Source organism: Faecalibacillus intestinalis, assembly GCF_003024685.1.
GTDB lineage: Bacteria > Bacillota_I > Bacilli_A > Erysipelotrichales > Coprobacillaceae > Faecalibacillus > Faecalibacillus intestinalis.
The window spans coordinates 1-25619 of record NZ_PYLQ01000029.1; the positions used below are offsets into that span (position 1 = coordinate 1).

Here is a 25619-nt window from a genome sequence, read left to right on the forward strand (position 1 = left end):
ATTGCCTTTACTAATGAAATGAGTGCTGCCACATGTAGGACATGAAAATCTAGATGGCTTGAATCTAATATCGATTTCATAATTAGATTCTTTATGATCTACAGTAAATGTTTCAACAACATCATCCTTGATATCAAATAGTTTTAATAATTCGTTGTTCATAATAATAATTTAATCAGGACCAGACAGTAAAATTGTATCAAAAAAGGGGATGATTCACATCCCCGCGAGAATTTAGAGGGTACTCCGCCTAATAATTTAGAGTGAACCTCTAAGCACCGGATAATTTAATATACCCTAAGAATTACTTAGATCTTTTTTGTATTAAAATAATAAAAATAATATTGATATACAAATAATATAATAATATAATAAAAGTAAGGAAAAGATAAATTACATCTCTAGGCAAATAAAGTATTTATTAGAATATATGTAGAAAGGAATGTGAGATTTATATGAAGATAATAGATAAAGTATGGGTCTTTGATTATTTAATGGAAATTTTTATGATCATGACCATGGTTTGTGGTCAAAGCTTACTTACAAATTCTTTAAATCCTTTAGGATATATTAGTATTCATATTAGTTTTATTATTTATTGTTTATTTTATTTTTTACCTATTTTATATTTTATTGCCTTATGGAATAGTGATGTCATAGATTATCGAAAAAATATAATTCTACTTATTATCTTATTTATCTTTAATAAATTATTTCATGGAAATCAAGTTCAACTTTCTTTTCCATTACCTGCTATAGATTTTTATGTAGTTATTTGTTTAATTATAACGATAGTATTTTATATAAGGAGAAAAAATGATGAAAGTAAAACTTATTTTAAGTCTTGATGAATTAGAAAAAGCATATAAGGAATATAAAAAAGCCTTTCGTTTTTCTGGGTTATTCTTTGGTATTCATCAAGAAATAATGGAAGATAAAGATTTTGAAAAATATTTATATTTTTCAAGTAATAAAGTTGAATGTTATGATATAGAAAAACATAAGCTTTTTGAAATAGACTATGATAATTTTTATGAAGTTGATCTGTCTTTAAAACAAAAGGTAGTTTGTATGTTAGTAACAACAAGAAATCAACAATATTCTTTTGAATGTAAACAAGATACACGTTTTTTACAAATAATTGATCTTTTTGAACAAAAGAAAATAAGATATATAGATAGAAATCATTTTATTTCAATCAAGCGATAATCATTGAAAGAAGGGAAATTTACCCTTCTTTTTCATTTAATGAATAAATCTTAATAGAATGAAAACAGGAGGGATAAAATGATTTATTCGCTTATTGTACTAACAGCAGGCTTTTTTGTTTTAGTGAAAGGAGCAGATTGGTTTGTAGATGGAGCATCTTCACTAGCAAGTATTTTTCATGTTTCTCAATTAGTTATTGGATTGACGATTTGTGCGATGGGAACCAGTTTGCCAGAGGCAGCTGTTTCATTAGTAGCAGGGTTAAATGGAAATTCAGGAATTACCATTGGGAATGTTGTTGGAAGTAATATTTTAAATATTTTGATTGTTTTAGGAATGAGCGCTTTGATTACAAAAATAAAGATTGAAAAATCAACATTGTTCATTGAAATTCCTTATATGTTGCTTTCATGTCTTGTTTTACTTGTTATGGGAAAAAGTCAACAAGTTGTATCGTTTCAAGAAGGACTTATTTTAATTGGTATGTTTATCATTTATTTACTTTATTTGTTTTGGCTGTCACAAAAAGAAAGTGAGGAGGAAGTCTTTCCACAATACTCTTTTATAGGATGTGTGTTGTTGATTGGTTTAGGCATCTTTTTTGTCATGATTGGTAGTCAACTGGTTGTTAAAGCAGCCACTCAAATAGCTTATTGGTTACATTTTTCTCAAAGATTCATCGGTTTAACGATTGTTGCTTTTGGAACATCATTGCCTGAATTAGTAACCTCTTTACAGGCAGCTAGAAAAGATCATGCGGGTATTGCGATTGGAAATATTGTCGGAAGTAATATTTTTAATATTTTATTTATTGCTGGAGGTGTTTCTTTAATTTGTCCAGTACCTTTTGAAAGTAAATTTATTGTAGATATGTTTGTAGCTATAGGAAGTGGTTGTTTATTATGGCTTTTAACGATTTATCGACATGAATTAAATAGAATAGGTGGTCTTTTGATGTTACTTTTCTATGTAGTGTATTTAATCTATTTGTGTTAAATGGAAAGAAGAAACATAGAATGATATAGGTGATATAATGAAATTGTTGATTAGTTTTTTGATGATTTTTCAAATGATTTGTACCAATGTCGAGTTTTATGGAAAGAGTTATATTGTATATGATAGTTTAAATCAATATGTTGTAGAAGGCAGAAATATAGATTATTTACAAAGTGTTGCTTCAATTTCTAAAATTATGACTGCCATCGTTGTTATTGAAAATAGTCGCTTAGATAAAAAGATTACGGTTGATGAAACGATTAATAAAGCTTATGGGAGTTGTGTCTATATACATATAAAAGATCGAATTACGATTCAAGATCTTTTATATGGTTTAATGCTTCGAAGTGGGAATGACTGTGCTTTAATGCTGGCTAAAAGTGTTGGTGGAAGTGTTGAACGTTTTGTGGAAATGATGAATGAAAAAGCTAGAGATATAGGAATGAAACAGACACATTTTTCTAATCCTTCAGGTTTAGATGAAGAAGATGAAGGAAATTTATCAACAGTTAAAGAAATGGCGATACTTTATCGTTATTGTTGCCAAAATCCTCTTTTTAATCAAATTGTTAAAACAAAAGAGTATAAAAGACTAGATGGAAAAGGTTATTGGCATAATAAAAATCGTCTTTTAAAAGAATATCCTTATTGTGTTGGTGGTAAAACAGGTTATACCAAAAAAGCCAAAAGAACATTGATTACACGAGCTATAAAAAAACAAGTTGATTTAATTATTGTTACTTTTAATTGTGGAAATGATTTTGAGTTTCATCAAAAAAAGTATGAGGAATGTTTTAAAAATTATGAAAAACTTGTGTTGTTTGATAAAGGGGTTAGAAATATTAAAGGAAACTGGTACTTGTTTGAAAATGATTTGTTGATGTCAAAAGAAAAGGATGAAAGTGTAAGTTATTTGATTCATAATGAAGAAATGTTTATTTATAGAAATCAAACGTATATTAAAAAAATTAAATTAAAGAGATATCGGTTTAGAGATTTTTATTTAATGATCTTAAAGGATCTAGTTTATGAATAAGATTTTTCATTATGGGATTATTTTTTTTATTATTGTTGGTTTGATTTTTAATAAACAAGAAGCCATGTTAAAAGCTCTTTTACAAACACCTTTTGATGTCTTTGAACTTTGTAAAACACTTATTTTAAGTATTTGTTTATGGAATGGTTTATTAAAAATCATTCAGGCTTCAAATATGATGAATCATTTAAATTTTCTATTTAAACCACTATTACGTTGGATCTATGGACGATGTATTCAAGATGAACAAATCTATCAAGCACTATCTTCAAATTTGATTGCTAATCTATTAGGACTTGGAACACTTGCTACAATGAGTGGTTTACAAGCAATTTCTAAATTAAAAGAAAAGAATTATCCTCTTCAAATAAAAATACTAGTAGTAATCAATACGGCAGGCTTTTCTATTTTACCAACTACCATGATGACAATTAGACAAAATTATCATAGTCAAAATATTTTAGCTTTTTATCCTTATAGTTTATTTATTGGTTTTTCAATTACAATTATAGGAATTGTTATTATTAAGGTGATTGAACATGTCTAATTTAATTCTACTTATTATTTTATGGAGTTTTTTAGAATGTGCTTATAAAAAAATACCTATTTATGAAGAATTTATTACAGGAGTCAAAGAAGGAATGCGTTATTTAATGATTCTTTTTCCTTCTATAATGCTTCTTACTTTATGGGTCAATCTTTTTTTAAGTAGTGGTTTTATCTCTTTAATAGGTACTTTCTTTATTCGATTTTTTTCAATTCCCCTTGATTTATTATTAATGGCTTTTACAAGACCAATAAGTAGTCAAACTTCTCTTATTATTTTAAAAAGAATTTATGATCATTATGGAATAGATCATCTTTATAGTTTAATGGGATCTATTTTACAAACAGGAAGTGATACAACTTTATATGTTGTTTCTTTATATTATGGAAGTATTCATTTAAAGAAGTATAGCTATACATTATGGTTAGGCTTTTTCTTAGATTTTCTTTCATTTGTTTTTATGCTTTGTTTTTATTATTTAGGAATGATTTCGTAAGTTTTTAATATATTGGAATAAAAGGAGTTATGATAATGGAAACGAAACAAATTCTTAAAGATATTGGTAAAAGATGTCAAGGTGATATTTATTTAGGAATCGTTGGACCTGTAAGAAGTGGGAAATCGACTTTTATTAAAAGATTTATGGAAATGGCGGTTATTCCTTATATTGAAGATCCTGATGTAAAGATAAGAACGATCGATGAACTTCCACAATCAGGAAAAGGCAAAATGATTATGACTGTAGAACCTAAGTTTATACCGAATCAAGCCGTTAAGATAGATTTACAAGATGATTTTAAAATCAATGTACGTTTAGTTGATTGTGTAGGATATGTGATTGAAGGGGCAAGTGGTTATCAAGATGACAGTGGGATACGTCTTGTTAAAACACCATGGTATAATGAAAGTATACCTTTTGATCAAGCAGCTAAAATTGGAACAAAAAAGGTTATTCAAGATCATTCAACGATTGGAATCGTTGTTACTAGTGATGGTAGTTTTCTAGATATTGATGAACAAAGTTATCACAGTGCAACAAAAGAAATCATTCAAGAGTTGCAAGATATAGGGAAACCATTTATTGTGATTGTCAATAGTAAAGATCCTTCAAGTTCAAAGTGTCAAAATGTTGTTGAAAGTTATCAAAAAGAATACGATGTACCAATCATTGCTATTGATACAACCAACATGTTAGAAACTCAAATCGTGCATCTTTTACAAGAAGCACTTAATGAATTTGGAATTCATGAAGTGAAAATTGAAGTTCCACGTTATATTGCAATGTTAAATCAAAAACATTGGTTAAAACAAACATTAGATGAAGCACTAAAAAATTCATTAGTAGAAATCAAAAAAATAAAAGATGTCAAACATCTTACAGAAGGTATTGAATCGTATGACTTTGTTAAAAGAGCTTATTTAAAAAGTGTCGATACATCTCATTCTTCAGCGACGATTCGCATTGAAGAAAGAAATGGTTTATATGATGAATTACTAACAAATATTGTTGGTTATGAAGTAGATCGTTCTTCTATTCTTGCCTTGTTACAAGAATTGATGACTATCAAGGATGAATATGATGGTATTTCGAATGCCCTTAGTATGGTAAGACAAACAGGTTATGGTTATGCGATTCCTCGTTTAGAAGAAATAGAATTATCAAAACCAGAAATTATTAAACAAGGTTCTAGATATGGAATGAAGTTAAAAAGTAAAGCAGCAACCACTTATATGATTAAAATTGATATTGAAAGTACATTTGAACCAATTATTGGTTCAAAGCAACAAGCGGAAAGCTTTATTGATTATTTAAATCATAATGGAAATGATAAGGAAGCTATTTTTTCATGTGATGTTTTTGGCAGAAAATTAGGTGATTTAATAGAAGAGGGGATGTATTATAAATTGAATATGATTCCAGAAAATGCAAGTTTAAAAATACATGATATATTGTCAAAAATTGTAAATAAAGGTAAATCAAATGTGATAGCAATTGTTTTATAATTTTTTAAAAAAGTTCTTTAAAAATCTCTTGAAACAACGTTTTTTAGATGCTATACTAACCTAGTATTTTATTATTGCGGGGTGTGAAAATGAATAAGAAAGAATTAGTTGAATCAGTTTCAATAGAACGTAATTTAACAAAAAAAGAAGCAGAACTACTTGTAGATACTGTGTTTAATACGATTACTAGAAGCGTTGTTGAAGGAGATAAGGTACTTATTTCTGGATTTGGTACTTTTAAAGTCAATGATCGTAAAGCTAGAAAAGGAATTTCTCCTAAAACTCAAGAAGAAATGATTATTCCTGCTAGTAAAACAGTGACATTTAAACCTAGTAACAGATTAAAAGATGCTATGAATTAAGCATCTTTTTCATTTTCTGTTCATAATAGAAGTGTAAACTATAAATTGAGGTGAATAAAATGTTTAATTATTACTATTATACAAATTCTTATTATATGTTAGGGAATATACTTGTTCTAGTTGGTGTTGCTTTGATGGCACTTGCACAAATGAAAGTTTCAAGTGCTTATAATAAATATTCAAAGGTTCAAAATAGCAGACATTTAACGGGCTATGATGTAGCGCGAGAAATTCTTGATCAACATGGTTTGTCTTCTGTTCAAATCTTTGAAGTTCAAGGACGTTTAAGTGATCACTATAATCCAAGTAATCAAACATTACATCTATCTCGTGATATTTATCATGGGACAAGTATTGCTTCACTTGCGGTAGCTGCTCACGAATGTGGACATGCACTTCAACATCAAGAAGGTTATAGACCATTGACATTTAGAAATGCTATCGTTCCTGTATGTAACTTTTCTTATAATTTAGGATGGGTTGCCATTATGATTGGTCTTTTTATGGGAAGAACATCTATTGCTTGGATTGGTGTTTTACTTACAAGCTTAATGTTATTATTTCAAATTGTTACCCTTCCAGTTGAATTTGATGCATCTTCTAGAGCTTTGAGTATTTTAAATGATCGTTATTTAGTTCAAGATGAATATTTTGGAGCTAAAAAAATGTTAACAGCTGCAGCGCTAACCTATGTTGCAGGAATGTTATCGACCCTTCTTTCATTACTTAGAATTGTCTTAGTTGTTTTAGGAAATGATCGAGGAAGAGACTAAGCCAAAAGGCTTTTTCTTTTTGTTTAAAAAGGTTATAATAAGGTAGCATGGAGGAATAATGTATGAAAGCTTTTTTTAGAAAACATCGTTTTAAAATCGTGTTAACATTTTTAGTTATTGTTTTTGTATATATATGTTTTTACATGCTTTGGGTACATGTTCCTTACACAAAGCATAAAAATGATTTAGTAAGTATACAAGAAGAAATATGTAGTCAATATCATTATGACTATGATGACTATTTTAATGCTTATCAAAATAAGAAAATAAATTATATTGTTAAAGTAAAAAATAAAAAGAAAACAATGTATGTTGTATGTAATAAGAAATTAAAAAAGGTGGATACTTTTGAAGGTGAAACTATTTCTAAAAAAGAAGTGAAGAATGCTTTTGTTCAAAAATATCAAGTAAATCCAACAAAAGTAGAGATAGGATATGAAAATGATCAATTTGTTTATTGTTTAACTTATAAAGGAAAGGATACTTTATTATATGCGTTTTATTCTTTAGATAATGGAGAATTTTTGAAAGCATATAAATTATAAAAAGATATGATTAAATATTTAAAAGATTTAGAATGTATAAATTTAGAAAGATTATTACTTTTAAGAGGGAAAGAACTCTCTTTGACAGATGAAGAATGTCATATATTACTATTGATTGATACTTTTGTTACGTTGCATAAAAAAATGATTACACCTTCATTATTATTAAAATATTCATCACTTACTCCTCATGAAATGGATCATATTTTAGATTCTCTTTTAAAGAAAAAATGGATTTTTAATAAAAATGGAGCGATATGTTTAAATCATTTTGAAGAAAAACTTTTAGAAAATAAAGAAGCTCCAGTAGAAGAAAAAATGAATATGATTGATGTTTTTGAAGAACAATTTGGTAGACCATTAACACCGATGGAATTTGATAGTATTAAAGAGTGGGTTCAAAGCGGTTATAGTGAAGAAATGATTTTAAAAGCTTTAAAAGAAGCTGTTAAAAGTCAAGTTTTAACTTTAAGATATATTGAAGGTATTTTAATTAATTGGGCTCAAAATGGAGTTAAAGAAAGATATATTGATGAAAAACCACAAGAAAGAAAAGTAAAAGAAAGTCATTATCATTGGTGGGAAGATGAATAAAGAAAAAACAAACAAAGTATTAGATTACTTTGAAGAACTCTTTCCTGACGCTCATTGTGAACTCAATCATCAAAATGTCTTTGAACTTTTAGTAGCTGTCATGCTTTCAGCACAAACAACTGATAAAAAAGTCAATCAAGTGACGGCTTCACTTTTTAAAAAGTATCCTACTGTTGAATCTTTTGCTTTAGCATCTTTGGAAGATCTACAAAATGATATTAAAATAATTGGACTTTATAGAAATAAAGCTAAAAATTTAAAGAAAATGGCACAGGTTTTGCTTGAAGAATACAATGGTGAAGTGCCAAAAACAAGAAAAGAATTAGAAAGTTTACCAGGAGTAGGTAGAAAAACAACGAATGTTGTTTTATCTGTTGGTTTTGATGAACCTGCATTTGCTGTAGATACACATGTTGAACGGATTTCTAAAAGATTAGGCTTTGCTAAAAAAGATGATACAGTAAATGATGTTGAAAGAAAGGTTTGTCGTTCTATTCCTAGAGATAGATGGAATAAAGCACATCATCAGTTCATATTCTTTGGTAGATATTTTTGTAAAGCACAAAATCCAAATTGTAAAGAATGTCATTTATATGATATGTGTAAAGATAAAATAAAAGAAGTGAGAAAATAAGCATGGATCAAAATATTCAAAAAATATTAGAAATAAAAAATAAAAAAATGCAAAAAGCATTTAATCAAAATCATATTGAATTACTTTTTTTAGATAACAAACAAGAATTATTAAATTATTTAGATTCTTTACTTAAAGATGATCAAACAGTAGGTGTTGGTGGTTCAATGACTTTATTTGAAACAGGAGTTATTAATTATTTAAGAAATAAACCCGTTCGTTTTTTAGATCGTTATCAAGAAGGTCTTTCTAGAGATGAAATTGAAGATGTTTTTCATCAATCATTACTCGCTGATGTTTATTTAACAAGTTCAAATGCAATCGATAGAAATGGAAATCTTTATAATATTGATGGAAATGGAAATCGAGTAGCAGCAATGATTTATGGTCCTAAAAAAGTGATTGTGATTGTTGGCATGAATAAGATTTTTGATGATGAAGATTCAGCTATTCAACATATTAAAAACATATCATGTCCAGCTAATGCATTACGTTTACATAAGAACACACCATGTGTTCAAGTTGGAAAATGCGTAGATTGTCAAAGTGACGATCGTATATGTAGTGCTTATGTGAAGATTGCAAGGCAACCGTTAAGTAGAATGACGGTGCTTGTTATAAATGAAGAATTAGGATATTAGGGGGGAATACTATGTTTGAAAAAGTAAATATTCAAGATTTAAAGTTTAATCCTTTTGATGAAATTAGTAATCATTGGGTACTTATTTCAGCTAAAAAAGATGGAGTTGTTAATACAATGACAGCAAGTTGGGGACAACTTGGACATTTATGGGGTAAAAATGTAATGACTGTTTATATTCGACCTCAAAGATATACGAAAGAATTTGTAGATGCCGGAGATTATTTTACTGTTACTTTATTTGATGGTTATAAAAAGGAATTAGGTGTTTTAGGTTCTAAATCTGGTAGAGATGGCGATAAAATTGCTGAAGTTTCTTTTGATATAGAGGAAGTAGAAAATCAACCAACTTTTAAACAAGGTAAAATGGTTTTTGTATGTAAGAAAATTTATAGTGATATGATTGATCCTAAACAATTTATTGATTCATCTTTAGATGAAAGATGGTATCCACAAAAAGATTATCATCAAAGATATATTGGTGAAATTATTGCTGTTTATGAAAATAAATAAGAGTTAAAAGAGGTTCGAATGAACCTCTTTTATGCGTCTGAACGTTCAAATTTATTTTTCATTGAAAGACTTGATTCGTTTAAAACAAGTGAAATTGTTTTATTTGTTTCTTCTTTTAACATATCAGCTATTTCTTGATTGGCTTGATGTTTAAGTTGAAGTTGTTTGTTTAAATCGTTTTCTTTTTGTAAAAGTTCATCATAGATGTTTATTAAGTGATGCCCTTTAGCCATAACATTTTTTTGATAACGTTCGATATGAATAGATGATTTCTTATAGGAAGCATCTGCCATAGCAGCAATTAAACGACTTGACCAATAGAAATTATCTGTAGAAACAGTATCTGTTGTATTAGATAAATAATCTGGTGTTTCACTGATACTTCCATAGAAAGGAACCAATGCGTTAAAGACATTTGATGCATAGGCGATCCATTCAATTGCTTGAAAAGACTTAGGTACATCATTCCTTAATTGAATAACTGATAAAAAGTCATTACGATTAATTCCTATAGGACGGTACATTCCTTTTTTTGATAAATCTCCATATGTTTTATAAGGGTCAAAATCAGTTCCTTGGAAATGTAAAGATAAAACATATTTAACATCTTCTACTGTAATTTTCTTTTCTGGTACTTGTGACCATGGAATATCATCATCAAATGGTTGATGATTAAATGTATGTGGATTAAAATATCTTTCAATATCATAAGCACGTGGTGTATTGTAAATATGATCAGAATCATCATGACTTCCAAATGTGTCACGAGCATTAAATTTAGAACTTAAAGAAAGATCTAGATGATATTTTTCTATGAATTCTTTCATATCTAAAGAACACATATGATTTTTCTTGGAAGTAAGTGCATCTTCTAAATCAAAATTATCAATACCAAATTGATTAGGCATAGCTACATAGTGATCATCTGGAACTTTTTTAGCTATCCAATGATGTCCACCAATTGTTTCTAACCACCATATTTCATTTTGATCTTGAAAAGCAATTCCATTCATTTCATAGGTACCATATTTCTCTAATAGTTGACCTAATCTTTCAACACCTTCACGGGCACTATGAATATAAGGTAAAACAATATAAACAATATCTTCTTCTCCAATTCCACCAGGAATATTGTTTTCTTGATCATATTCTACTAATGGATCAGCCCCTAATACTCTTGGATTTGAGGTAATTGTTTCTGTTGCTGTCATCGCAATATTTTCTTCATTAATACCGCTGGCAGCCCAAATTCCTTTTCCTTTAACCGCATTAGGCATTGCTGTATAAGACATAGGATGATCTGGTAAATCAATTTCTAAATGTGAAATAACTGTTTTATATTTTCTTTTTTGTTCTTTTGAAGAAATGACAATAAATTTTTTAGGTGTAAAACCATTAGCTCCAGAATCATCATTTCTAGCAATCATTGTAGAACCATCATAGGATGCATTTTTTCCTACTAATAATGTTGTACAAGACATAAAATTCCCCCTTTATGTTTTTATATTATAATACAAAAAAAGGGAAATGCATCCCTTATGATTGATATTTAATGGTAAATTGACTTCTACCATTTCTTTTAGAATGATAAAGAGCCTCATCAGCTTCTTTAAAAGCTTCATCAAAAGTTAATGATGTATTAAATGCATAAATACCCATACTCATAGAAAAACGAAGACGATTATGAGATAAAGTAATTTCATCTAAATGATTCATTAATTCTTTACATAAATAATTTAAATCATTTTGAATATTTTTCACAAAGATAACAAATTCATCTCCACCCAATCTAATTACAACATCATCTTGATTTGTATAAAACAATAAATACTTAGCTAGTGAAATTAATAATTCATTTCCTGATAAATGACCATAAGTATCATTAACTTCTTTAAAATGATCAATATCTAAAACAATTAAAGCATTTTTTTGACCAGGATGATGCTTAATATATTCATTAACAATATATTTTCCAGCTTCTAAATTATATAAATGAGTAAGAGAATCTCTTTGAGCTCTTTGTTTTAAAGTATTTTGTTCATGCCAACGATGAGTAATATCTGAAGCTGTTGCTAGTATGATTTCAGGTTCATCATTTGAATTATAAATAGTAGTAGCATCTAATGATTTAACATAATAATCTTTTGAATTTCTTTGATGTTCTCTAAAAATAATTGGTCCTTTACTTTTTTGAGTAAATAAATCAACTATTTTTTGCTTATCTTCTTCAAAGACAGTAGACTTTGAAGAAGTAACATAATCTAAATAATGATCATAAACTCTTTTTTTAGATTGATCTAAAATATCAATAATCATACGATCTTCATGAATATGATATTCTAATATAGAAATAGAATTATCTTTTAATGCCATTTGATATTTTTCTTTTTCAATTAATGAATTTAATTCTCTATTTTTAATAGGCGTAATATCACTTATACAACTTTGAACAAGAACATCTTTTTGTAAATTAAAAATAAATTGTCCTTGATCATAAACCCATAAATAACTATGATCTTTTCTTCTAATACGATACTCTAATTGATGTCTTTCAAGAGAAGAGACGTCTTTTGAAAGTGTTTCAATGACATGATAAACATCATTTTTATGAATACAATTAATCCACTGATTTTGTACATCGTTTAAAAATTCTTCTTTACTATGATATAAAAGTAGATTTAATAAATGGTCATTTACATCGATAATTGTTAGATTTTTATCTAATTTAAAAGAACATATAGGTAATGAAAAAGATTCTTCTTTTTCATGAGTTATGTTATTTTCTATAGAAGTATGAAGAAGTTCTATTTGATTATTTTTAAGTACAATACTATAAAAGTATTGAGTTGTTGCTTGATATTCTTCCATATGAAGAATAAAACTACCTTCACTTACACATACTGAATCATTTTGATAAATAATATTTGTATTAAATTCATCAATAAAGAATGTAAATTGATTAGATTTGTATTGCTTTAAATGATTAATAATATCATCATATGTTAATACACCTTCTGTATTTAAACCCATGGCTTTGATATTTTTAGATAAATAGGGTAGTAATTGTTCAATATCTTGATTATTAAAAATCATTTCTAGAATATTTTTTGTATATGTTTCATAATTTTCAATAGCCATTTTCTTTTTCCTCGCTATCTTATTATAACATTATCTAAAATAAAAACCATTCATTTGTTTAAATGAATGGTTTTTCGTTAAGATACTGTAAAATGAATGGTTTTTTCAACAGATGCTGAACCATTAGATTCTAAGAATTTAATAGAATATGAACGTCCATGACTTAAATTAGAAAATGTAGCGCTATGATGGTTAACAGATGAAAGTACATTTCCATTTTGATCATATAAAGCAATTGTCACACTATGACCTTGACCTTGAACTGAAATGCTTGCTTGAATAGAGGTTGATGAAATAGTTGCCCCATCATTTATTTGACCACTATCACAAGAAAGTGATGCATTTACTGTTGATAAATTAATAGATAAATCTTTTTCTATTTGATTAGATGTACGTTCTGGTGCTCTTTCATAACTATAGAAACCAATTACTTTTACATTTTGATTGACTGTATAGTTTAGGGTTCCACTTGAAGTAGAGAAGTTTTCTCGATGAAGCTCTTGACCATTTTGATCTTGAACGACAACTGTATAAACAACTTTACCAAATGTTTTCGTTGCATCATTAGCATTTTCATCAGTAACGGCGTTTTCAGGATTATATGGAGCAAAGTTAAAGGTAATACTTTGACCACTTAAACTTACATCAAATGAAGAAAGTCCAGCTAAATTAAAGACATCACTATCAACGCTTTGAGCAGGGGCAGTTCCTTTTTTAAACCAAGCTTGAATAATCATATCTTCGCTCATTCCTTCACTTGGTGAAACATATGGATAAATACCTTTGACCATCGCTGCTTGTTCAACATCATCTGGTTGATCAGGATAAGATTTTTGACTTCCTTTACTTTGCAAATGATTTAAAAGTGTTTGAACAACTTTACCAGGATAAGCTTTATATTGACTCGTTGTTTTACCTTTATCAATACCTTCTTTACCAAATCCCATCCATACAGAACAGATATAGTCAGATGTATAAGCTGACATCCATAAATCACGGCTTTTACCTGCCATTCCATTTTTAGCCGTACTAGCCCAGTTAGAAGTACCTGTTTTAGCACCTACATTTTCAATACCACTGACATACGCATAATTACCACTACCATTTTTAGTATAATCTAGCATGACTTGTCTTACCATAAAAGCACTGGCTTTTGAATAAGCACTTTGTTTAGCATTGTTTTGAATTTCTTCATCTATATTAAATGTTTCACCTGTTTGGACAACTTCAACATAATTGATTGTATGACTTTCAGTATATAAGCCATTATTAGAAATAGTAGCGTAAGCTCCTGCCATTTCAAGTGGGGAAATACCATAAGACCAACCACCAATGGCACTTGCTAGACCAATATTTTCTTTATTCATTGAAATACCAATAGATTCCATCGCTTCTTGGATTTTATCACTACCAATTTTTTGTTGAACTTCATCAAATGTTTTAATAGCTGGTATATTCCATGAATTTTCAAGAGCGTTTTCAACTGTTACTAAGCCATGGAACTGACGATCCCAGTTTTTAAATTTACCATTATAGTAATCATCATCATTAATTGAATGTCCTGTAGACCAATCAAGATTTTCAAAAGCAAGTCCATAATCCAAAAATGGTTTTACAGATGAACCAGGTTGTTGTTTTTGTGTAGCATAATTATAATTACCAAAGTTATAATTACGTCCACCAATGACAGCGACAATACGACCATCTTGGCTTGATTGAACAGCACCACCCATGCGCATATCTTCATCACTATAATCATATTTTTCACCATTACCAATAGCAGCAGCAAGTGCTTGGGTTTCACTATTACAATATGTATAGATATTCATTTGTGTTTTTAAAGGATCTAATCCTGTTCTTTTCTTTACTTCATCTGTTACGATATCTACATAAGCTGCATTAACGGAACTGTTTGTAATTTTAGATGAGCATAACATGTTTTCAACCTTCACATTTTTGGCGTCATCACATTCTTTTTGAGTGATATAACCATGCTTCACCATAAGATTTAAAATTGTATTACGTCTTTCCGTAGCGTTATTTAAACAATAATAAGGATCATAGTTGTATGGTGAATTTAAACTTCCTGCAAGCATAGCTGCTTCTGGTAGGGTCAATTCACTAACATCTTTATCAAAATAATAACGAGAAGCAGAAGAAATACCAATTGAACGTGTACTTCTACCAAAATAGATCTTATTTAAATAAAGTGTTAAAATTTCCTCTTTACTTAAAGCTTTATCCGCTTGGATAGCAAGAATAATTTCACTAAACTTTCTCGTATATGTTTTTTCAGCATTAGGGAAGTAAGCTTTTTTAATCAATTGTTGGGTGATTGTAGAACCTCCACCTCTAATACCTCCGGCTACTAAATTAGACATAGCTGCTTTAGCAATACGTGGTAAGTCAAAACCATTATGTTCAAAGAAACGAGAATCTTCAGCAGCAACAACAGCATCAACAAGAACTTGTGGAAGATCTTCATAGGTGATATTTTCTCTTGTTCCATTTTCTTCACTACCATAAGTATAAAGAACTTGTCCTTGATCATCGTACATCACACTTGCACCGGATGATAAAAGTTTCTTTGCATCAAAGGTTTCTGTATCTTTATAGACACCATAGGCTAGAACACTCACACCACCAATTAAAGCAACTAAGATACATATAGTAAGAGCGATAAATACTTTCTTTTTATTTATTTTCTTTTGAGTTTTATTTTTTTTCGAAGACATAAGATACCTCCATATTTTTCTTATACAAGTATACCTTATTTTGTATATTAAAAGCAAATTTTAGCCAAAAATAAAAGCCAACATTGTTGACTTTTATTGATTCGTATTTGGATTTGGTTGACTACTTTCACCACTTGAGCTACTACTATTACCACCAGAAGAACCACCGCTTGTATTACCTCCAGTAGTACCACTAGAAGTACCACTATTATCTGTTGAGGTTCCATTATTAGAAGAACCATTATTTTCAGTATTTGTATTTGAATTGTTGTTTTGATTATTTGAATTGTTATTAGTTTCAGAAGATTGATTTTCATTTGTATTGGTTTGATTTTCTTCTGTTTGTGTTTCTTCAGTTGTTTCTTCGCTTATTGCAGCATGTCCTTCATGCTTAGTTCCTTTTTTATAATAATCATCTCCATCTTTTACAACAGTAGAAGGTTGTGAAGGATATGATTTATCTCCTTTTTTACTTTGTAGATGCTTTAATAAAGTTTGTACTACTTTACCAGGATAAGCTTTATAACGACTGGTTGTTTTTCCTTTTTCAATACCTTCTTGACCAAATCCCATCCATACAGAACAAATATAATTAGAATTATAAGCAGTCATCCATAAATCACGACTCTTACCAGCCATGCCTTTTTTAGCACTGCTGCCCCAGTTAGAAGTACCTGTTTTAGCACCGACATTAGAAAGACCAGATAAGTATGCATAGTTACCACTACCATTTTTAGTATAATCTAACATCACTTGTCTTACCATATAAGCACTAGCTTTGGAATAGTCACTTTGTTTAGCATTGTTTTGAATTTCTTTATCAATCTCATATCTTTCACCAGTTTGAACAACTTCAATATAATTGATTGTATGACTTTCAGTATATAAGCCATTATTAGAAATCGTTGCATAGGCACTTGCCATTTCAACTGGAGAAATTCCTTTATTCCATCCACCAATAGCATAAGATAAATTGGTTACATTACTTTCACTGGACATATCAATACCAATTGATTCCATTGCGGAAGTAACGCCTGATTTACCGATTTCTTTAGTCACTTCTTCATAAGTTTTAATGGCTGGGATATTCCAAGAATTTTCTAGAGCACTTGTAAGTGTAACAGTTCCATGGAATTTTCTATCCCAGTTTTTAGGAGTAAATTTACCTTTAGAATAAGGTGTATCCTCTAATGTTTTACCAGTACACCAATCTAAGTTTTCAAAAGCTAAACCATAATCTAAAAACGGTTTTACAGAAGAACCGGGTTGTTGCTTACTTGTTGCATAGCTGTAATTTCCAAAGTTATAATTACGACCACCAATAACAGCGACGATACGACCATCTTGACTTGATTGAACAGATCCACCCATACGCATATCTTCATCACTATAACTATATTTTTCACCATTACCTAAAGCACTCGCAAGTGTTTGAGTATCAACATCACAATAAGTATAGATATTCATTTGGGTTTTTAAAGGATCAAGTTTTGTTCTTTTTTTAACTTCAGCTGTTACCATATCAACATAAGCAGCAAGTGTGTTATTATTGGTTGTAGGTGAAGCACAAAGTGTATTTTCAATCTTTGTATTAACTGCTTCGTCATATTCACTTTGAGTAATATAACCATGTTTAACCATGAGTTTTAAAATAGTATTACGTCTTTTTGTAGCGTTATTTAAACAATAATAAGGATCATAGTTATAAGGTGAATTTAAGCTACCTGCAAGCATGGCTGCTTCTGGAAGTGTTAATTCACTTACATCCTTATTAAAATAATATTTTGTAGCAGCAGCAATCCCAATTGAGCTTGTACTTCTACCAAAATAAATCTTATTTAAATAAAGAGTTAAGATTTCTTCTTTACTTAAAGCTTTATCTGCTTGAATAGCAAGAATAATTTCACTAAATTTACGTGAGTAAGTTCTTTGAGCATCAGGGAAATATGTTTTCTTGATTAACTGTTGAGTAATGGTAGAACCACCACCTGTAATATCTCCCGCTTTTAAGTTAGATAATGCCGCTTTAACAATACGTGGTAAATCAAAACCATTATGTTCAAAGAAACGAGAATCTTCAGCAGCTACAATGGCATCTACTAAAACTTGTGGTAAGTCATCATAGGTCACATTTTTTCGTGTACCGTTTTCTTGACTACCATAAGTGTACATAATATCACCATTACTGTCATACATGACACTTGCTCCAGAGGATAACAGTTTTTTAGAATCAAAAGTAGCTGTATCCTTATATACACTATAACCAAATATACATGCAAAAACTAAGATTAAACAAAGAATAAGCATTGTTACTACTTGAATGATTTTTTTTGAATTTAATTTTTTTGTTTGTCTTTTCATTTAAATACCTCACAATAATATTGATCAATAATTTCTAAATAATGAAGACGAGGAAGAAATCCTTGCCTTATCAAATGACCTTTTTCTTTTATTGTTTCATAACGAAGGGATTTACGATCGTTTTTTCTATATGCTTCTACCATAAAAGAAGCATCTAAGAGATAAACTTCATTCACTTTTGTAAAGGCGATAATTAAAAAAGCAATTCCTCCATGATGAATGACTTTATCGAGATGATTAATTTGATGTAAAGAAATGTTCGTAAAGGGAAAAGATAATGTTTTTGTTTCTTTTGCTTCAAAATCAATATATTTTCCTTTATAAATACCATTATAATCTGTTGTTGAAGGGGTTCTAAAATAAGCTTCTACTATTTTTGCTGAACTTCTTTCTGGATAAGAAACCTTGACAATTTGAATAGGGGTAGGTTTTTTATGAATAACTGCAATATCATGTGATAAATAATATTCATTTGTTAAGTTAATATCTTCTTCTAAGTTCATTCCACGGTGAGCAGTATTATGTTTACCTTCAATCATAGATGTATAATGATTATTTTTTTTCTTATTTGGATAATTAACCATAGAAACTCCTTTTTATTTGCATATATATGGGTATTATAACACATATTTTTTTTGTGATAACAACTCTTTGATAAGAAATCATATTTTATCTTGAAAAAAGGAAATAAATTGGTACAATGAGGTAAAGGAGTTGAAAAGCATGGAATATAAAGTCGTATTAAGTCCAAAAAAAATTGTCAGTAAAGAATTTAAAGTTGATTTTAAAGGGTACAATGCGGATGAGGTTGATCACTTCTTGGATCAAGTTGTAAAAGATTATGAAGCTTTTGCTGGACTATTGAATAATTCTTATGATAGAATAGAACAGCTTGAAAGACGTCTTGCTGATCAAAAAGCTATGATAGCTCGATTAGAAAGAGAAAAAGCTTTACAAGATGATAACTTAAGAGCATTAGAAGATAATGTTTCTTCCAATGTAGATATCTTAAAAAGATTATCATTATTAGAAAAAGCAGTATTTCAAAATAAATAACAAATGACAGATAATCGCTGCTTCATTGAAGTAGAGGAAAGTCCAGGCTGCCACAATCTGCGATGATTGTAGTGTTTGTGCCTCACGAATCAATAAGTGAGGGTAGTGTAAACTAACGACAGAAGGAAAACCTAAGGGCAACTATGGTAGAACTTCATAAATGGCTCCACAGAGACAATTCCATAGGAAACTATGGCTGAAAAGAGGAAAGCTCCGCAAGGCAGAAACCCAAATTTGGTAGGGGAACCTTTAAAACGGAATTGAACGGGATAGAGGACGTGTAAACGTAGATAAATGATTATCTAATACAGAACTTGGCTTATTATCATTTGTTTTAAATTGGCATGGAAACATGTCTTTTTTTAATAGAACTGAGGGGAAAATATGCAAAGAAAAACACTTCATAAACAATATAAAAAACTAGGTATATCAGCAGTTAGAAGAATTGGCTTTAGCTTTTTTGCGGTTATTTTAATAGGATCGATTTTATTAAGTTTACCAATGAGTCATACCATTCATTCAACAAGTAGTTATTTAGATCATCTATTTGTTGCAACTTCAGCAACCTGTGTAACAGGCTTAGTGACTCATGTAACAGCTAGTGAATATACGCTTTTTGGACAAATAGTCATTATTTTATTGATTCAAATAGGTGGGTTAGGATTTTTAACACTGATGTCGATGTTCTTTGTTCTTTTAAAAAGAAAACTAACCTACGCTAATAAGATTGTCATGCAGGAAGCTTTAAATAGAAATTCATTAAATGAAACAGGTATTTATATTAAAAGAGTTATTAAATATACAGTTTGTTTTGAACTTATTGGAGCAATTTGTCTTGCTTTTGTTTTTATTCCACAATTTGGAATCCTTAAAGGAATTTATTATAGTTTATTTCATGCAATTTCAGCATTTTGTAATGCTGGATTTGATATTTTAGGAAATAATTCAATGGTTCCTTATGTAGGCAATGTTTGGATCAATTTAGTTATTTGTGGTTTGATTATTGCTGGTGGTTTAGGTTTTGTTGTGTGGATCGATTTACGTTTATCTTTGATTCATTATAGAGAACATTTTAAGTATTTTAAAATGAAAAGGTATTTAGAATCTTTATCTTTACATACAAAGATTGCATTGATTTCTACATTTGTTTTAATTTTTGGAGGAATGACCGTTATTTTCATATTAGAATTTCAAAATCCGCTAACATTAAAATCTTTACCATTTTCACAAAAGATACTCGCAAGTTTTTTTCAATCAGTAACACTTAGAACAGCTGGATTTGCGACAGTAGATATGGCTTCTTTACATCAAGCAACGAAGTTTTTTATGTCTATTATTATGTTTATCGGTGGTTCTCCTGCAGGAACTGCTGGTGGTGTTAAAACGGTAACTTTTGTTATTGGATTGTTATACGTCCGTGCATTAATGCGCGGTGATGAAAATATTCATGTTTTTAAAAGAACAATTGATGATCAAATTGTTAAAAGAGCATTAACAATTATGTTGATTAGTTTTGCGATTGCTTTAACAGGTTTATTTATTTTATCAATAAGTGAGCAGGCAGATTTTATTGATCTACTTTTTGAAGTTTTTTCTGCTTTTGCGACAGTAGGATTAACAGCGGGTCTTACACCAACACTGACATTTGTTGGAAAAATTGTTATAATTATTTTGATGTATATAGGACGTATTGGTCCTATTACTATGGTTTTGATTTTTGTAAGAAAATATAACGCTAAGAAAGGAAAAGATGTGAACTATATAAAAGAACATATCTTAATAGGATAATGAGATGGAAAAACAATTTGTTGTATTAGGGCTTGGAATTTTTGGCTCTACACTTGTAAAGACACTTTCTCAATATGGTAGAGAAGTCATTGCAATTGATAAAAATCCTGAAAATGTACAAAGAGTGGCAGATTTTGCGACAAAAGCAGTTATTGGTGATGTCACAGATTTTCAATTTTTATCAGATTTAGGATTAGATGATATGGATGTAGGAATTGTTGCTATTGGAGATCGATTAGAAGATAGTATTTTAGCTACAATGAATCTAAAAGAACTGGGAGTACCTTATGTTATTGTTAAAGCTAAAAACAAACGTTTTAAAGTTGTTTTAGAAAAAATAGGTGCTGATTATGTTGTCCGTCCTGAAAAAGAAATGGGAGAAAAAGTAGCAAGAACATTACTTCGAAAAAATATTAAAGATTTAATTGAATTAGATGAAGAAAATTGTATTGTTGAAATGAAAGTACCTCAAGCATGGGTAGGAAAAACATTATCACAACTAGATTTAAGAAAACTTTATAGTATCAATGTTTTAGGTAAACGAAATCCTCATACACATAAGTTAGAAGTTCCTGTAGATCCTAATTTAGAAATAGAATTAAATGATACTTTCCTTGTTTTAGCACAAACTGATGAAATAGAAAAATATGATTATTTATTATAGAGGTCTATTATGAAAAACGAAGAAACTTTATTTTTGTTTGCTAAAGCAATCAAAAGCTTAATAAAAAAACAGCCTTTAGATAAAATTACTGTAACAGATATTGTTTCAACAGCAGGAAAAACCAGACAAACATTTTATCGACATTTTCAAGATAAATATGATTTAGTTAATTGGTATTTTGAAAAATTAGTTTTAAAATCATTTGAAGAAATGAATCAAGGTGGTACTTTACAAGAAGCCTTAAATTTAAAGTTTGCTTTTATTGAACAAGAACATCCATTCTTCAAAGAAGCTTTTAAATCTAATGATTATAATAATCTTATTCATTATGATTTTTGTTGTATTTATGATTTTTATAAAGAATATATACATAAAAATACAGGAAAAACATTATCTTCTGATATAGATTTTTTACTTAAAATGTATTGTAGAGGTTCTGTAGATATGACTGTAGAATGGGTTTTAAATGATATGCCTATTTCTAAAGAAGATATTGTTACTTATCTAATAGAAGCTATACCTGATAAACTAAAAGAATGTATGATGTAAATAGATAAGATAAAATTGTTTAAGAGAAGAGATAAACCGGATGAAGTTAAAACGAAGTAAAAATAAAATGATTGAAAGATTTTTACAAGGTTTTTTAATTATAATTTTAGTAATTTTGACTATTTTTATGATGAATGATGTTAATAAGATACAAGGAAATGCAAGAGTTATTAACTATGCAGGCATTATTCGAGGAGCGACACAAAGAGAAATTAAGTTAGAAATATCAGGTAATAAGAATAATAGTTTAATAAGGTATTTAGATAATATTTTTGATGGTTTGATGGATGGCGGAGGAAAATATCAACTCACAAAGTTAAATGATCAAAAATATCAAAAGAAATTAGTTGAATTGAATAAATCATGGATTTCTTTAAAAGAAGAAATTCAAAAAGTAAGAGAAGACGGTTATGAAAATACAAATATTATTGAAATGAGTGAGAATTATTTTTATCTTGCTGATGAAACAGTAAGTGCTGCTGAAGAGTATTCTCAATATTGTGCTTCTCAACTTGATATGATTGAAAAAGGACTTATTGTTACTTGTACATTAATAATTTGTATCATTATCAGAGAGTCTATTTCTGCGGTTGTTCTCATGAAAAAGAATAAAGAACTTAATAAGTTAGCTTATATTGATTTACATACAGGACTTCCAAATAGAAGTCGTGTGGAAGAACTTTTAATAGAATATCATCAATTTGAAAAGCCAACAGCAATGATTATTTTTGATTTAAATGATTTAAAAGAAGTAAATGATACATTAGGTCATATTGCTGGAGATACACTTATTATGAATTTTGCTCATATTATAAGAACATCTATTCCAGAAAAGTATTTTGTAGGAAGATATGGTGGAGATGAGTTTATTGCTTTATTAAATGATGTAAGTGAAGATGAAGTGAAATCTATTATTAAAAAGGTTCAAGATGAAGCAAATCGTTATAATGAATTAAGTAAACAAATATATATTGAATTTGCTTATGGATATGCACTTTCTATTAATTATCAAGAAGCTAATTTAAAAGTATTATTGAATCAAGCAGATAAAAATATGTATGAATGTAAAACACGTATGAAACAAGCTAAACAAAACTTGAAAAAGTAGGTTCAAAATGAACCTATTTTTTTGTAAATAACTTTTGAAACAAAAAGATAGGTGAAGTATGTTATAAATCAAGTGTAGTAAAAATAAATAAAAAAAGAAAGAGGAATAGTATTATTCATAGTGGAATGACAAGTGATACAGCAGCTAGAACACTGCTTAGAGATAATGAAGTATTTGCTTCTTTATTCAATACAGTGTTCTTTGATGGAGAAGAAGTCATAGATTATAAAACGTTAGTCTCTTATGAAAATGATCAATTGGTATTAATAGATCATCAAGATATTAAAAGAAGAAGAGATATTGTAAAAAAAGCAAGATGGGATGAGTTAGCTCGCTATGATGATATGAAAAAAGAGTTAGATGCTCAACTTGCTGAAGCAAAGATAAAAGTAGCAGTAGAAGCTGAAATAAAAGCTAAAGCTGAATTTGTATTAAAACTTTTCAAAAGCAAATATTTAAATGAAGAAACAAAATGGCTTGAAGATCTTACCGAATATCAATATGATCAAATATTTAAGAAGTTAATAGAAGATGCTAGTCTAGAAGAAATAAAGAAAATAATAGGTGATTAAAGTACGAGAAATCGTATTTTTTTTATATATTTAATAAAAGGGATTGTTTTTTATGAAAAATCATGTGTAATATTGGCAATTTGGGGATTTTTAGGAGGACAATTATGAAACAAAATAGTGGAAAGCAATTAGCAAAAAAAATGCTGATTGCATTAGTGTGTGGTTTAATTGCTGGATTTGGATGCATTATATTTAGAGAGCATTTAAATTCAAGTGGTCAAGGAGAATTATGGAAAACAATTAATAATATCTTATTTCAAGATATTACAGCAGAAGGTGCAACAAGTGCGATTGGTATTTTCTATATAATCGGTCAGTTATTTGTAAATGCATTACAATTAATTATTGTACCAATGGTATTTGTTTCTATTACACTTGCGATTTGTACAATTACCGATACAAAGAAATTAGGAAGAATATCTTCTAAGACAATTTTAACTTTCTTTACAACAACAGTTTGCGCTTTAATTTTTGCAGGGGTTGTAAGTACTGTTGTTTATCATTTAGGTTTATTTAATGCTGTTGATGCAGGAAAGATTACTGTTCAACAAGGAACAGCAGGTTCTAATCCATTAAATATTATTGTATCAATTATACCTAATAATTTTATAAGTGCTTTTACAACAAATGGTAATGTACTTGCTATTGTCTTTTTAGCAGTTGTAACAGGTTTATCAATGAATGCTTTAGAAGAACAAACTAAAACATTGAAAAAAGTATTTGAAGAAGTATCTAAAATTATTAGTTTATTTTTAACATTTGTTATTAATAAGTTTGCTCCATTTGCAATCTTTTGTTTACTGACAAGAACTTTTGCTATTTATGGAATTGATTCATTAAAACCAGCATTAGCTTATGTTGTTACCGTTATTATTGCTTTATTTGTTTATTTATTTGTTGCTTATCCAATTTATTTAATGACAATGGCTAGAGTAAATCCTAAACCATTTATGAAAAAAGCTGCAAAAGTTGCCTTATTTGGATTTTCAACATCATCATCTGCAGCTTCACTTCCATTAAATAGAAAAACAACAGTAGAAGAATTAGGAGTTCACGATCAAATAGCATCCTTTGTTTTACCATTAGGTATGACAGTAAATATGGATGGTACAGCCATTATGCAAGTTATTGCTGCAATGTTTGTAGCAGTAAGTTCAGGATATAAAGTAACATTTATGTCTATGGCGATTATCGCTATTTTAGCTTTAATTGCTTCTATTGGAACACCAGCTGCACCAGGAGCAGGTGCTATTATTCTCTTTACAATTCTAACAGGAATGGGTTATACAAATGATGCAGCATTACTTGCTTATTCATTAATTCTAGCAATCAATAGACCAATTGAAATGTTAGTCACTTCGCTCAATGTTACAGGAGATGCTGCTACTTCAGTGATTGTTGCTAAAAAAGAAAATATGTTGGATGAAGAGATTTATCATAGTTAATAAAGAATGATTACGAAACGATGTTTCGTAATTTTTTTTTTACTTTTTTAAATAAAAAAGAAGAAAAAAGATAAAAAAATGACGATATACATAGTGGAGGTAAAACCATGGATACTATAATAAAAGATACACTTAGTCAGCATAAAATCATGTTGGATCAAAATTGTAAATTGATGATCAGTCATGAAGAAATGTTATCAAGAATCATCAAAGAATTTGTAGAAGAAGCAAAACATTTAAGTATTGAAGAGATTATCAAAATTGTACAAGATGAGCATCGTTTTCAAAGATTGAATAATGAAAATTCGATACCAGGATATGGAACAGTCAGGTTTGATTTCTTTGGATGT

The 25619-nt window shown here is 28.9% G+C and carries 27 protein-coding genes and 1 other RNA gene; 23 read left to right on the plus strand and 5 right to left on the minus strand.

The genetic code is table 11. From position 1 onward, the window contains the following. Window positions 1-455: 455 nt before the first annotated feature. The 14 genes from C7U54_RS13420 to C7U54_RS13485 all read left to right on the plus strand — a co-directional run bounded on the left by C7U54_RS13420 (window position 456) and on the right by C7U54_RS13485 (window position 9853). A complete protein-coding gene (locus tag C7U54_RS13420) occupies window positions 456-848 on the plus strand; it encodes a hypothetical protein (RefSeq protein WP_107030622.1) in 393 nt (130 codons plus the stop codon). Beyond that, window positions 817-1209 carry a hypothetical protein gene (locus C7U54_RS13425; protein WP_146137642.1) on the plus strand — a complete coding sequence of 131 codons (393 nt, stop codon included), beginning with the start codon at window positions 817-819 and terminating at the stop codon, window positions 1207-1209. Before C7U54_RS13420 ends, C7U54_RS13425 begins: the two co-directional genes overlap by 32 nt. A gap of 78 nt (window positions 1210-1287) precedes the next feature. Next, window positions 1288-2205, plus strand: coding sequence for a calcium/sodium antiporter (locus C7U54_RS13430; protein ID WP_107030624.1), 918 nt, complete (start codon window positions 1288-1290; stop codon window positions 2203-2205). 37 nt (window positions 2206-2242) lie between these two features. Beyond that, window positions 2243-3241: a D-alanyl-D-alanine carboxypeptidase family protein gene (locus C7U54_RS13435; protein ID WP_022001837.1), complete on the plus strand. Its 999-nt coding sequence runs from the start codon at window positions 2243-2245 to the stop codon at window positions 3239-3241. Continuing rightward, window positions 3234-3788, plus strand: a complete 555-nt coding sequence (locus tag C7U54_RS13440; protein WP_107030625.1) for a hypothetical protein — start codon at window positions 3234-3236, stop codon at window positions 3786-3788. Before C7U54_RS13435 ends, C7U54_RS13440 begins: the two co-directional genes overlap by 8 nt. Next, complete coding sequence (locus C7U54_RS13445; protein ID WP_022001835.1) at window positions 3781-4284, plus strand: hypothetical protein; 504 nt, start codon at window positions 3781-3783, stop codon at window positions 4282-4284. The genes C7U54_RS13440 and C7U54_RS13445 overlap by 8 nt, the downstream gene beginning before the upstream one ends. 35 nt (window positions 4285-4319) lie before the next feature. Then, a complete protein-coding gene (gene spoIVA, locus C7U54_RS13450; RefSeq protein ID WP_022001834.1) occupies window positions 4320-5792 on the plus strand; it encodes a stage IV sporulation protein A in 1473 nt (490 codons plus the stop codon). Between the two features lie 89 nt (window positions 5793-5881). Next, entirely contained in the window at window positions 5882-6154 is a 273-nt protein-coding gene (locus tag C7U54_RS13455; protein WP_022001833.1) for an HU family DNA-binding protein, read from the plus strand. A gap of 59 nt (window positions 6155-6213) precedes the next feature. Next, the gene (locus C7U54_RS13460) at window positions 6214-6927 is read left to right on the plus strand and encodes a zinc metallopeptidase (RefSeq protein WP_022001832.1); all 714 of its coding nucleotides are present in this window, start codon (window positions 6214-6216) and stop codon (window positions 6925-6927) included. A 62-nt stretch (window positions 6928-6989) separates the two neighbouring features. After that, on the plus strand, window positions 6990-7472 hold the full coding sequence (locus tag C7U54_RS13465) for a hypothetical protein (protein ID WP_022001831.1): 483 nt from the start codon (window positions 6990-6992) through the stop codon (window positions 7470-7472). A 6-nt stretch (window positions 7473-7478) separates the two neighbouring features. Beyond that, window positions 7479-8066, plus strand: a complete 588-nt coding sequence (locus C7U54_RS13470; protein ID WP_022001830.1) for a DnaD domain-containing protein — start codon at window positions 7479-7481, stop codon at window positions 8064-8066. Further along, window positions 8059-8700: an endonuclease III gene (gene nth, locus C7U54_RS13475; RefSeq protein WP_107030627.1), complete on the plus strand. Its 642-nt coding sequence runs from the start codon at window positions 8059-8061 to the stop codon at window positions 8698-8700. The genes C7U54_RS13470 and nth overlap by 8 nt, the downstream gene beginning before the upstream one ends. Window positions 8701-8702: 2 nt before the next feature. After that, the gene (locus C7U54_RS13480; protein WP_107030628.1) at window positions 8703-9341 is read left to right on the plus strand and encodes a lactate utilization protein; all 639 of its coding nucleotides are present in this window, start codon (window positions 8703-8705) and stop codon (window positions 9339-9341) included. A gap of 11 nt (window positions 9342-9352) precedes the next feature. After that, window positions 9353-9853, plus strand: a complete 501-nt coding sequence (locus C7U54_RS13485; RefSeq protein ID WP_022001827.1) for a hypothetical protein — start codon at window positions 9353-9355, stop codon at window positions 9851-9853. 29 nt (window positions 9854-9882) lie between these two features. Here the strand turns inward: C7U54_RS13485 and C7U54_RS13490 are convergent, their stop codons facing one another. From C7U54_RS13490 to recU, 5 genes are all read right to left on the minus strand, one after another. Further along, window positions 9883-11334 carry a C69 family dipeptidase gene (locus C7U54_RS13490; protein WP_107030629.1) on the minus strand — a complete coding sequence of 484 codons (1452 nt, stop codon included), beginning with the start codon at window positions 11332-11334 and terminating at the stop codon, window positions 9883-9885. Window positions 11335-11389: 55 nt separating this feature from the next. Further along, window positions 11390-12991 (minus strand): GGDEF domain-containing protein, encoded by a 1602-nt coding sequence (locus tag C7U54_RS13495; RefSeq protein ID WP_107030630.1) that lies wholly within the window; start codon window positions 12989-12991, stop codon window positions 11390-11392. 77 nt (window positions 12992-13068) lie between these two features. After that, entirely contained in the window at window positions 13069-15726 is a 2658-nt protein-coding gene (locus C7U54_RS13500; protein ID WP_107030631.1) for a transglycosylase domain-containing protein, read from the minus strand. A gap of 93 nt (window positions 15727-15819) precedes the next feature. Next, entirely contained in the window at window positions 15820-18087 is a 2268-nt protein-coding gene (locus tag C7U54_RS13505; protein ID WP_022001823.1) for a transglycosylase domain-containing protein, read from the minus strand. Next, a complete protein-coding gene (gene recU, locus C7U54_RS13510; protein WP_022001822.1) occupies window positions 18084-18671 on the minus strand; it encodes a Holliday junction resolvase RecU in 588 nt (195 codons plus the stop codon). Before recU ends, C7U54_RS13505 begins: the two co-directional genes overlap by 4 nt. Before the next feature lie 139 nt (window positions 18672-18810). On the opposite strand from recU, the gene C7U54_RS13515 reads away from it, so the two are divergent. The 9 genes from C7U54_RS13515 to C7U54_RS13555 form a co-directional block, all read left to right on the plus strand. Further along, entirely contained in the window at window positions 18811-19143 is a 333-nt protein-coding gene (locus tag C7U54_RS13515; protein ID WP_022001821.1) for a DivIVA domain-containing protein, read from the plus strand. A gap of 2 nt (window positions 19144-19145) precedes the next feature. After that, an RNA gene (gene rnpB, locus C7U54_RS13520) (RNase P RNA component class B) lies at window positions 19146-19470 on the plus strand. A gap of 57 nt (window positions 19471-19527) precedes the next feature. Then, window positions 19528-20931: a TrkH family potassium uptake protein gene (locus tag C7U54_RS13525; protein WP_022001820.1), complete on the plus strand. Its 1404-nt coding sequence runs from the start codon at window positions 19528-19530 to the stop codon at window positions 20929-20931. A 4-nt stretch (window positions 20932-20935) separates the two neighbouring features. Further along, window positions 20936-21595 (plus strand): potassium channel family protein, encoded by a 660-nt coding sequence (locus tag C7U54_RS13530; RefSeq protein ID WP_022001819.1) that lies wholly within the window; start codon window positions 20936-20938, stop codon window positions 21593-21595. A 9-nt stretch (window positions 21596-21604) separates the two neighbouring features. Then, complete coding sequence (locus C7U54_RS13535; RefSeq protein WP_193448619.1) at window positions 21605-22144, plus strand: TetR/AcrR family transcriptional regulator C-terminal domain-containing protein; 540 nt, start codon at window positions 21605-21607, stop codon at window positions 22142-22144. 40 nt (window positions 22145-22184) lie between these two features. Beyond that, entirely contained in the window at window positions 22185-23252 is a 1068-nt protein-coding gene (locus C7U54_RS13540; protein ID WP_022001817.1) for a GGDEF domain-containing protein, read from the plus strand. 125 nt (window positions 23253-23377) lie between these two features. Then, window positions 23378-23824, plus strand: a complete 447-nt coding sequence (locus C7U54_RS13545) for a hypothetical protein (RefSeq protein ID WP_107030633.1) — start codon at window positions 23378-23380, stop codon at window positions 23822-23824. A gap of 104 nt (window positions 23825-23928) precedes the next feature. Continuing rightward, entirely contained in the window at window positions 23929-25269 is a 1341-nt protein-coding gene (locus C7U54_RS13550) for a dicarboxylate/amino acid:cation symporter (RefSeq protein WP_193448620.1), read from the plus strand. 107 nt (window positions 25270-25376) lie between these two features. Then, window positions 25377-25619 (plus strand): hypothetical protein (locus C7U54_RS13555; RefSeq protein WP_146137641.1); only part of this gene is annotated, 243 nt, incomplete at its 3' end.

Bases quoted from the DNA above. Each gene is read 5' to 3' on its own strand.
- C7U54_RS13525 (WP_022001820.1), top strand. From the start codon at position 19,528: ATGCAAAGAAAAACACTTCATAAACAATATAAAAAACTAGGTATATCA.
- C7U54_RS13430 (WP_107030624.1), top strand. From the start codon at position 1,288: ATGATTTATTCGCTTATTGTACTAACAGCAGGCTTTTTTGTTTTAGTG.
- C7U54_RS13470 (WP_022001830.1), top strand. From the start codon at position 7,479: ATGATTAAATATTTAAAAGATTTAGAATGTATAAATTTAGAAAGATTA.
- C7U54_RS13495 (WP_107030630.1), bottom strand. From the start codon at position 12,991: ATGGCTATTGAAAATTATGAAACATATACAAAAAATATTCTAGAAATG.
- C7U54_RS13545 (WP_107030633.1), top strand. From the start codon at position 23,378: ATGACAAGTGATACAGCAGCTAGAACACTGCTTAGAGATAATGAAGTA.
- C7U54_RS13455 (WP_022001833.1), top strand. From the start codon at position 5,882: ATGAATAAGAAAGAATTAGTTGAATCAGTTTCAATAGAACGTAATTTA.
- C7U54_RS13530 (WP_022001819.1), top strand. From the start codon at position 20,936: ATGGAAAAACAATTTGTTGTATTAGGGCTTGGAATTTTTGGCTCTACA.
- nth (WP_107030627.1), top strand. From the start codon at position 8,059: ATGAATAAAGAAAAAACAAACAAAGTATTAGATTACTTTGAAGAACTC.
- C7U54_RS13535 (WP_193448619.1), top strand. From the start codon at position 21,605: ATGAAAAACGAAGAAACTTTATTTTTGTTTGCTAAAGCAATCAAAAGC.
- C7U54_RS13460 (WP_022001832.1), top strand. From the start codon at position 6,214: ATGTTTAATTATTACTATTATACAAATTCTTATTATATGTTAGGGAAT.
- C7U54_RS13500 (WP_107030631.1), bottom strand. From the start codon at position 15,726: ATGTCTTCGAAAAAAAATAAAACTCAAAAGAAAATAAATAAAAAGAAA.
- recU (WP_022001822.1), bottom strand. From the start codon at position 18,671: ATGGTTAATTATCCAAATAAGAAAAAAAATAATCATTATACATCTATG.
- C7U54_RS13485 (WP_022001827.1), top strand. From the start codon at position 9,353: ATGTTTGAAAAAGTAAATATTCAAGATTTAAAGTTTAATCCTTTTGAT.
- C7U54_RS13540 (WP_022001817.1), top strand. From the start codon at position 22,185: ATGAAGTTAAAACGAAGTAAAAATAAAATGATTGAAAGATTTTTACAA.
- C7U54_RS13445 (WP_022001835.1), top strand. From the start codon at position 3,781: ATGTCTAATTTAATTCTACTTATTATTTTATGGAGTTTTTTAGAATGT.
- C7U54_RS13480 (WP_107030628.1), top strand. From the start codon at position 8,703: ATGGATCAAAATATTCAAAAAATATTAGAAATAAAAAATAAAAAAATG.
- C7U54_RS13440 (WP_107030625.1), top strand. From the start codon at position 3,234: ATGAATAAGATTTTTCATTATGGGATTATTTTTTTTATTATTGTTGGT.
- C7U54_RS13515 (WP_022001821.1), top strand. From the start codon at position 18,811: ATGGAATATAAAGTCGTATTAAGTCCAAAAAAAATTGTCAGTAAAGAA.
- C7U54_RS13420 (WP_107030622.1), top strand. From the start codon at position 456: ATGAAGATAATAGATAAAGTATGGGTCTTTGATTATTTAATGGAAATT.
- C7U54_RS13425 (WP_146137642.1), top strand. From the start codon at position 817: ATGATGAAAGTAAAACTTATTTTAAGTCTTGATGAATTAGAAAAAGCA.
- C7U54_RS13505 (WP_022001823.1), bottom strand. From the start codon at position 18,087: ATGAAAAGACAAACAAAAAAATTAAATTCAAAAAAAATCATTCAAGTA.
- C7U54_RS13550 (WP_193448620.1), top strand. From the start codon at position 23,929: ATGAAACAAAATAGTGGAAAGCAATTAGCAAAAAAAATGCTGATTGCA.
- spoIVA (WP_022001834.1), top strand. From the start codon at position 4,320: ATGGAAACGAAACAAATTCTTAAAGATATTGGTAAAAGATGTCAAGGT.
- C7U54_RS13435 (WP_022001837.1), top strand. From the start codon at position 2,243: ATGAAATTGTTGATTAGTTTTTTGATGATTTTTCAAATGATTTGTACC.
- C7U54_RS13490 (WP_107030629.1), bottom strand. From the start codon at position 11,334: ATGTCTTGTACAACATTATTAGTAGGAAAAAATGCATCCTATGATGGT.
- C7U54_RS13465 (WP_022001831.1), top strand. From the start codon at position 6,990: ATGAAAGCTTTTTTTAGAAAACATCGTTTTAAAATCGTGTTAACATTT.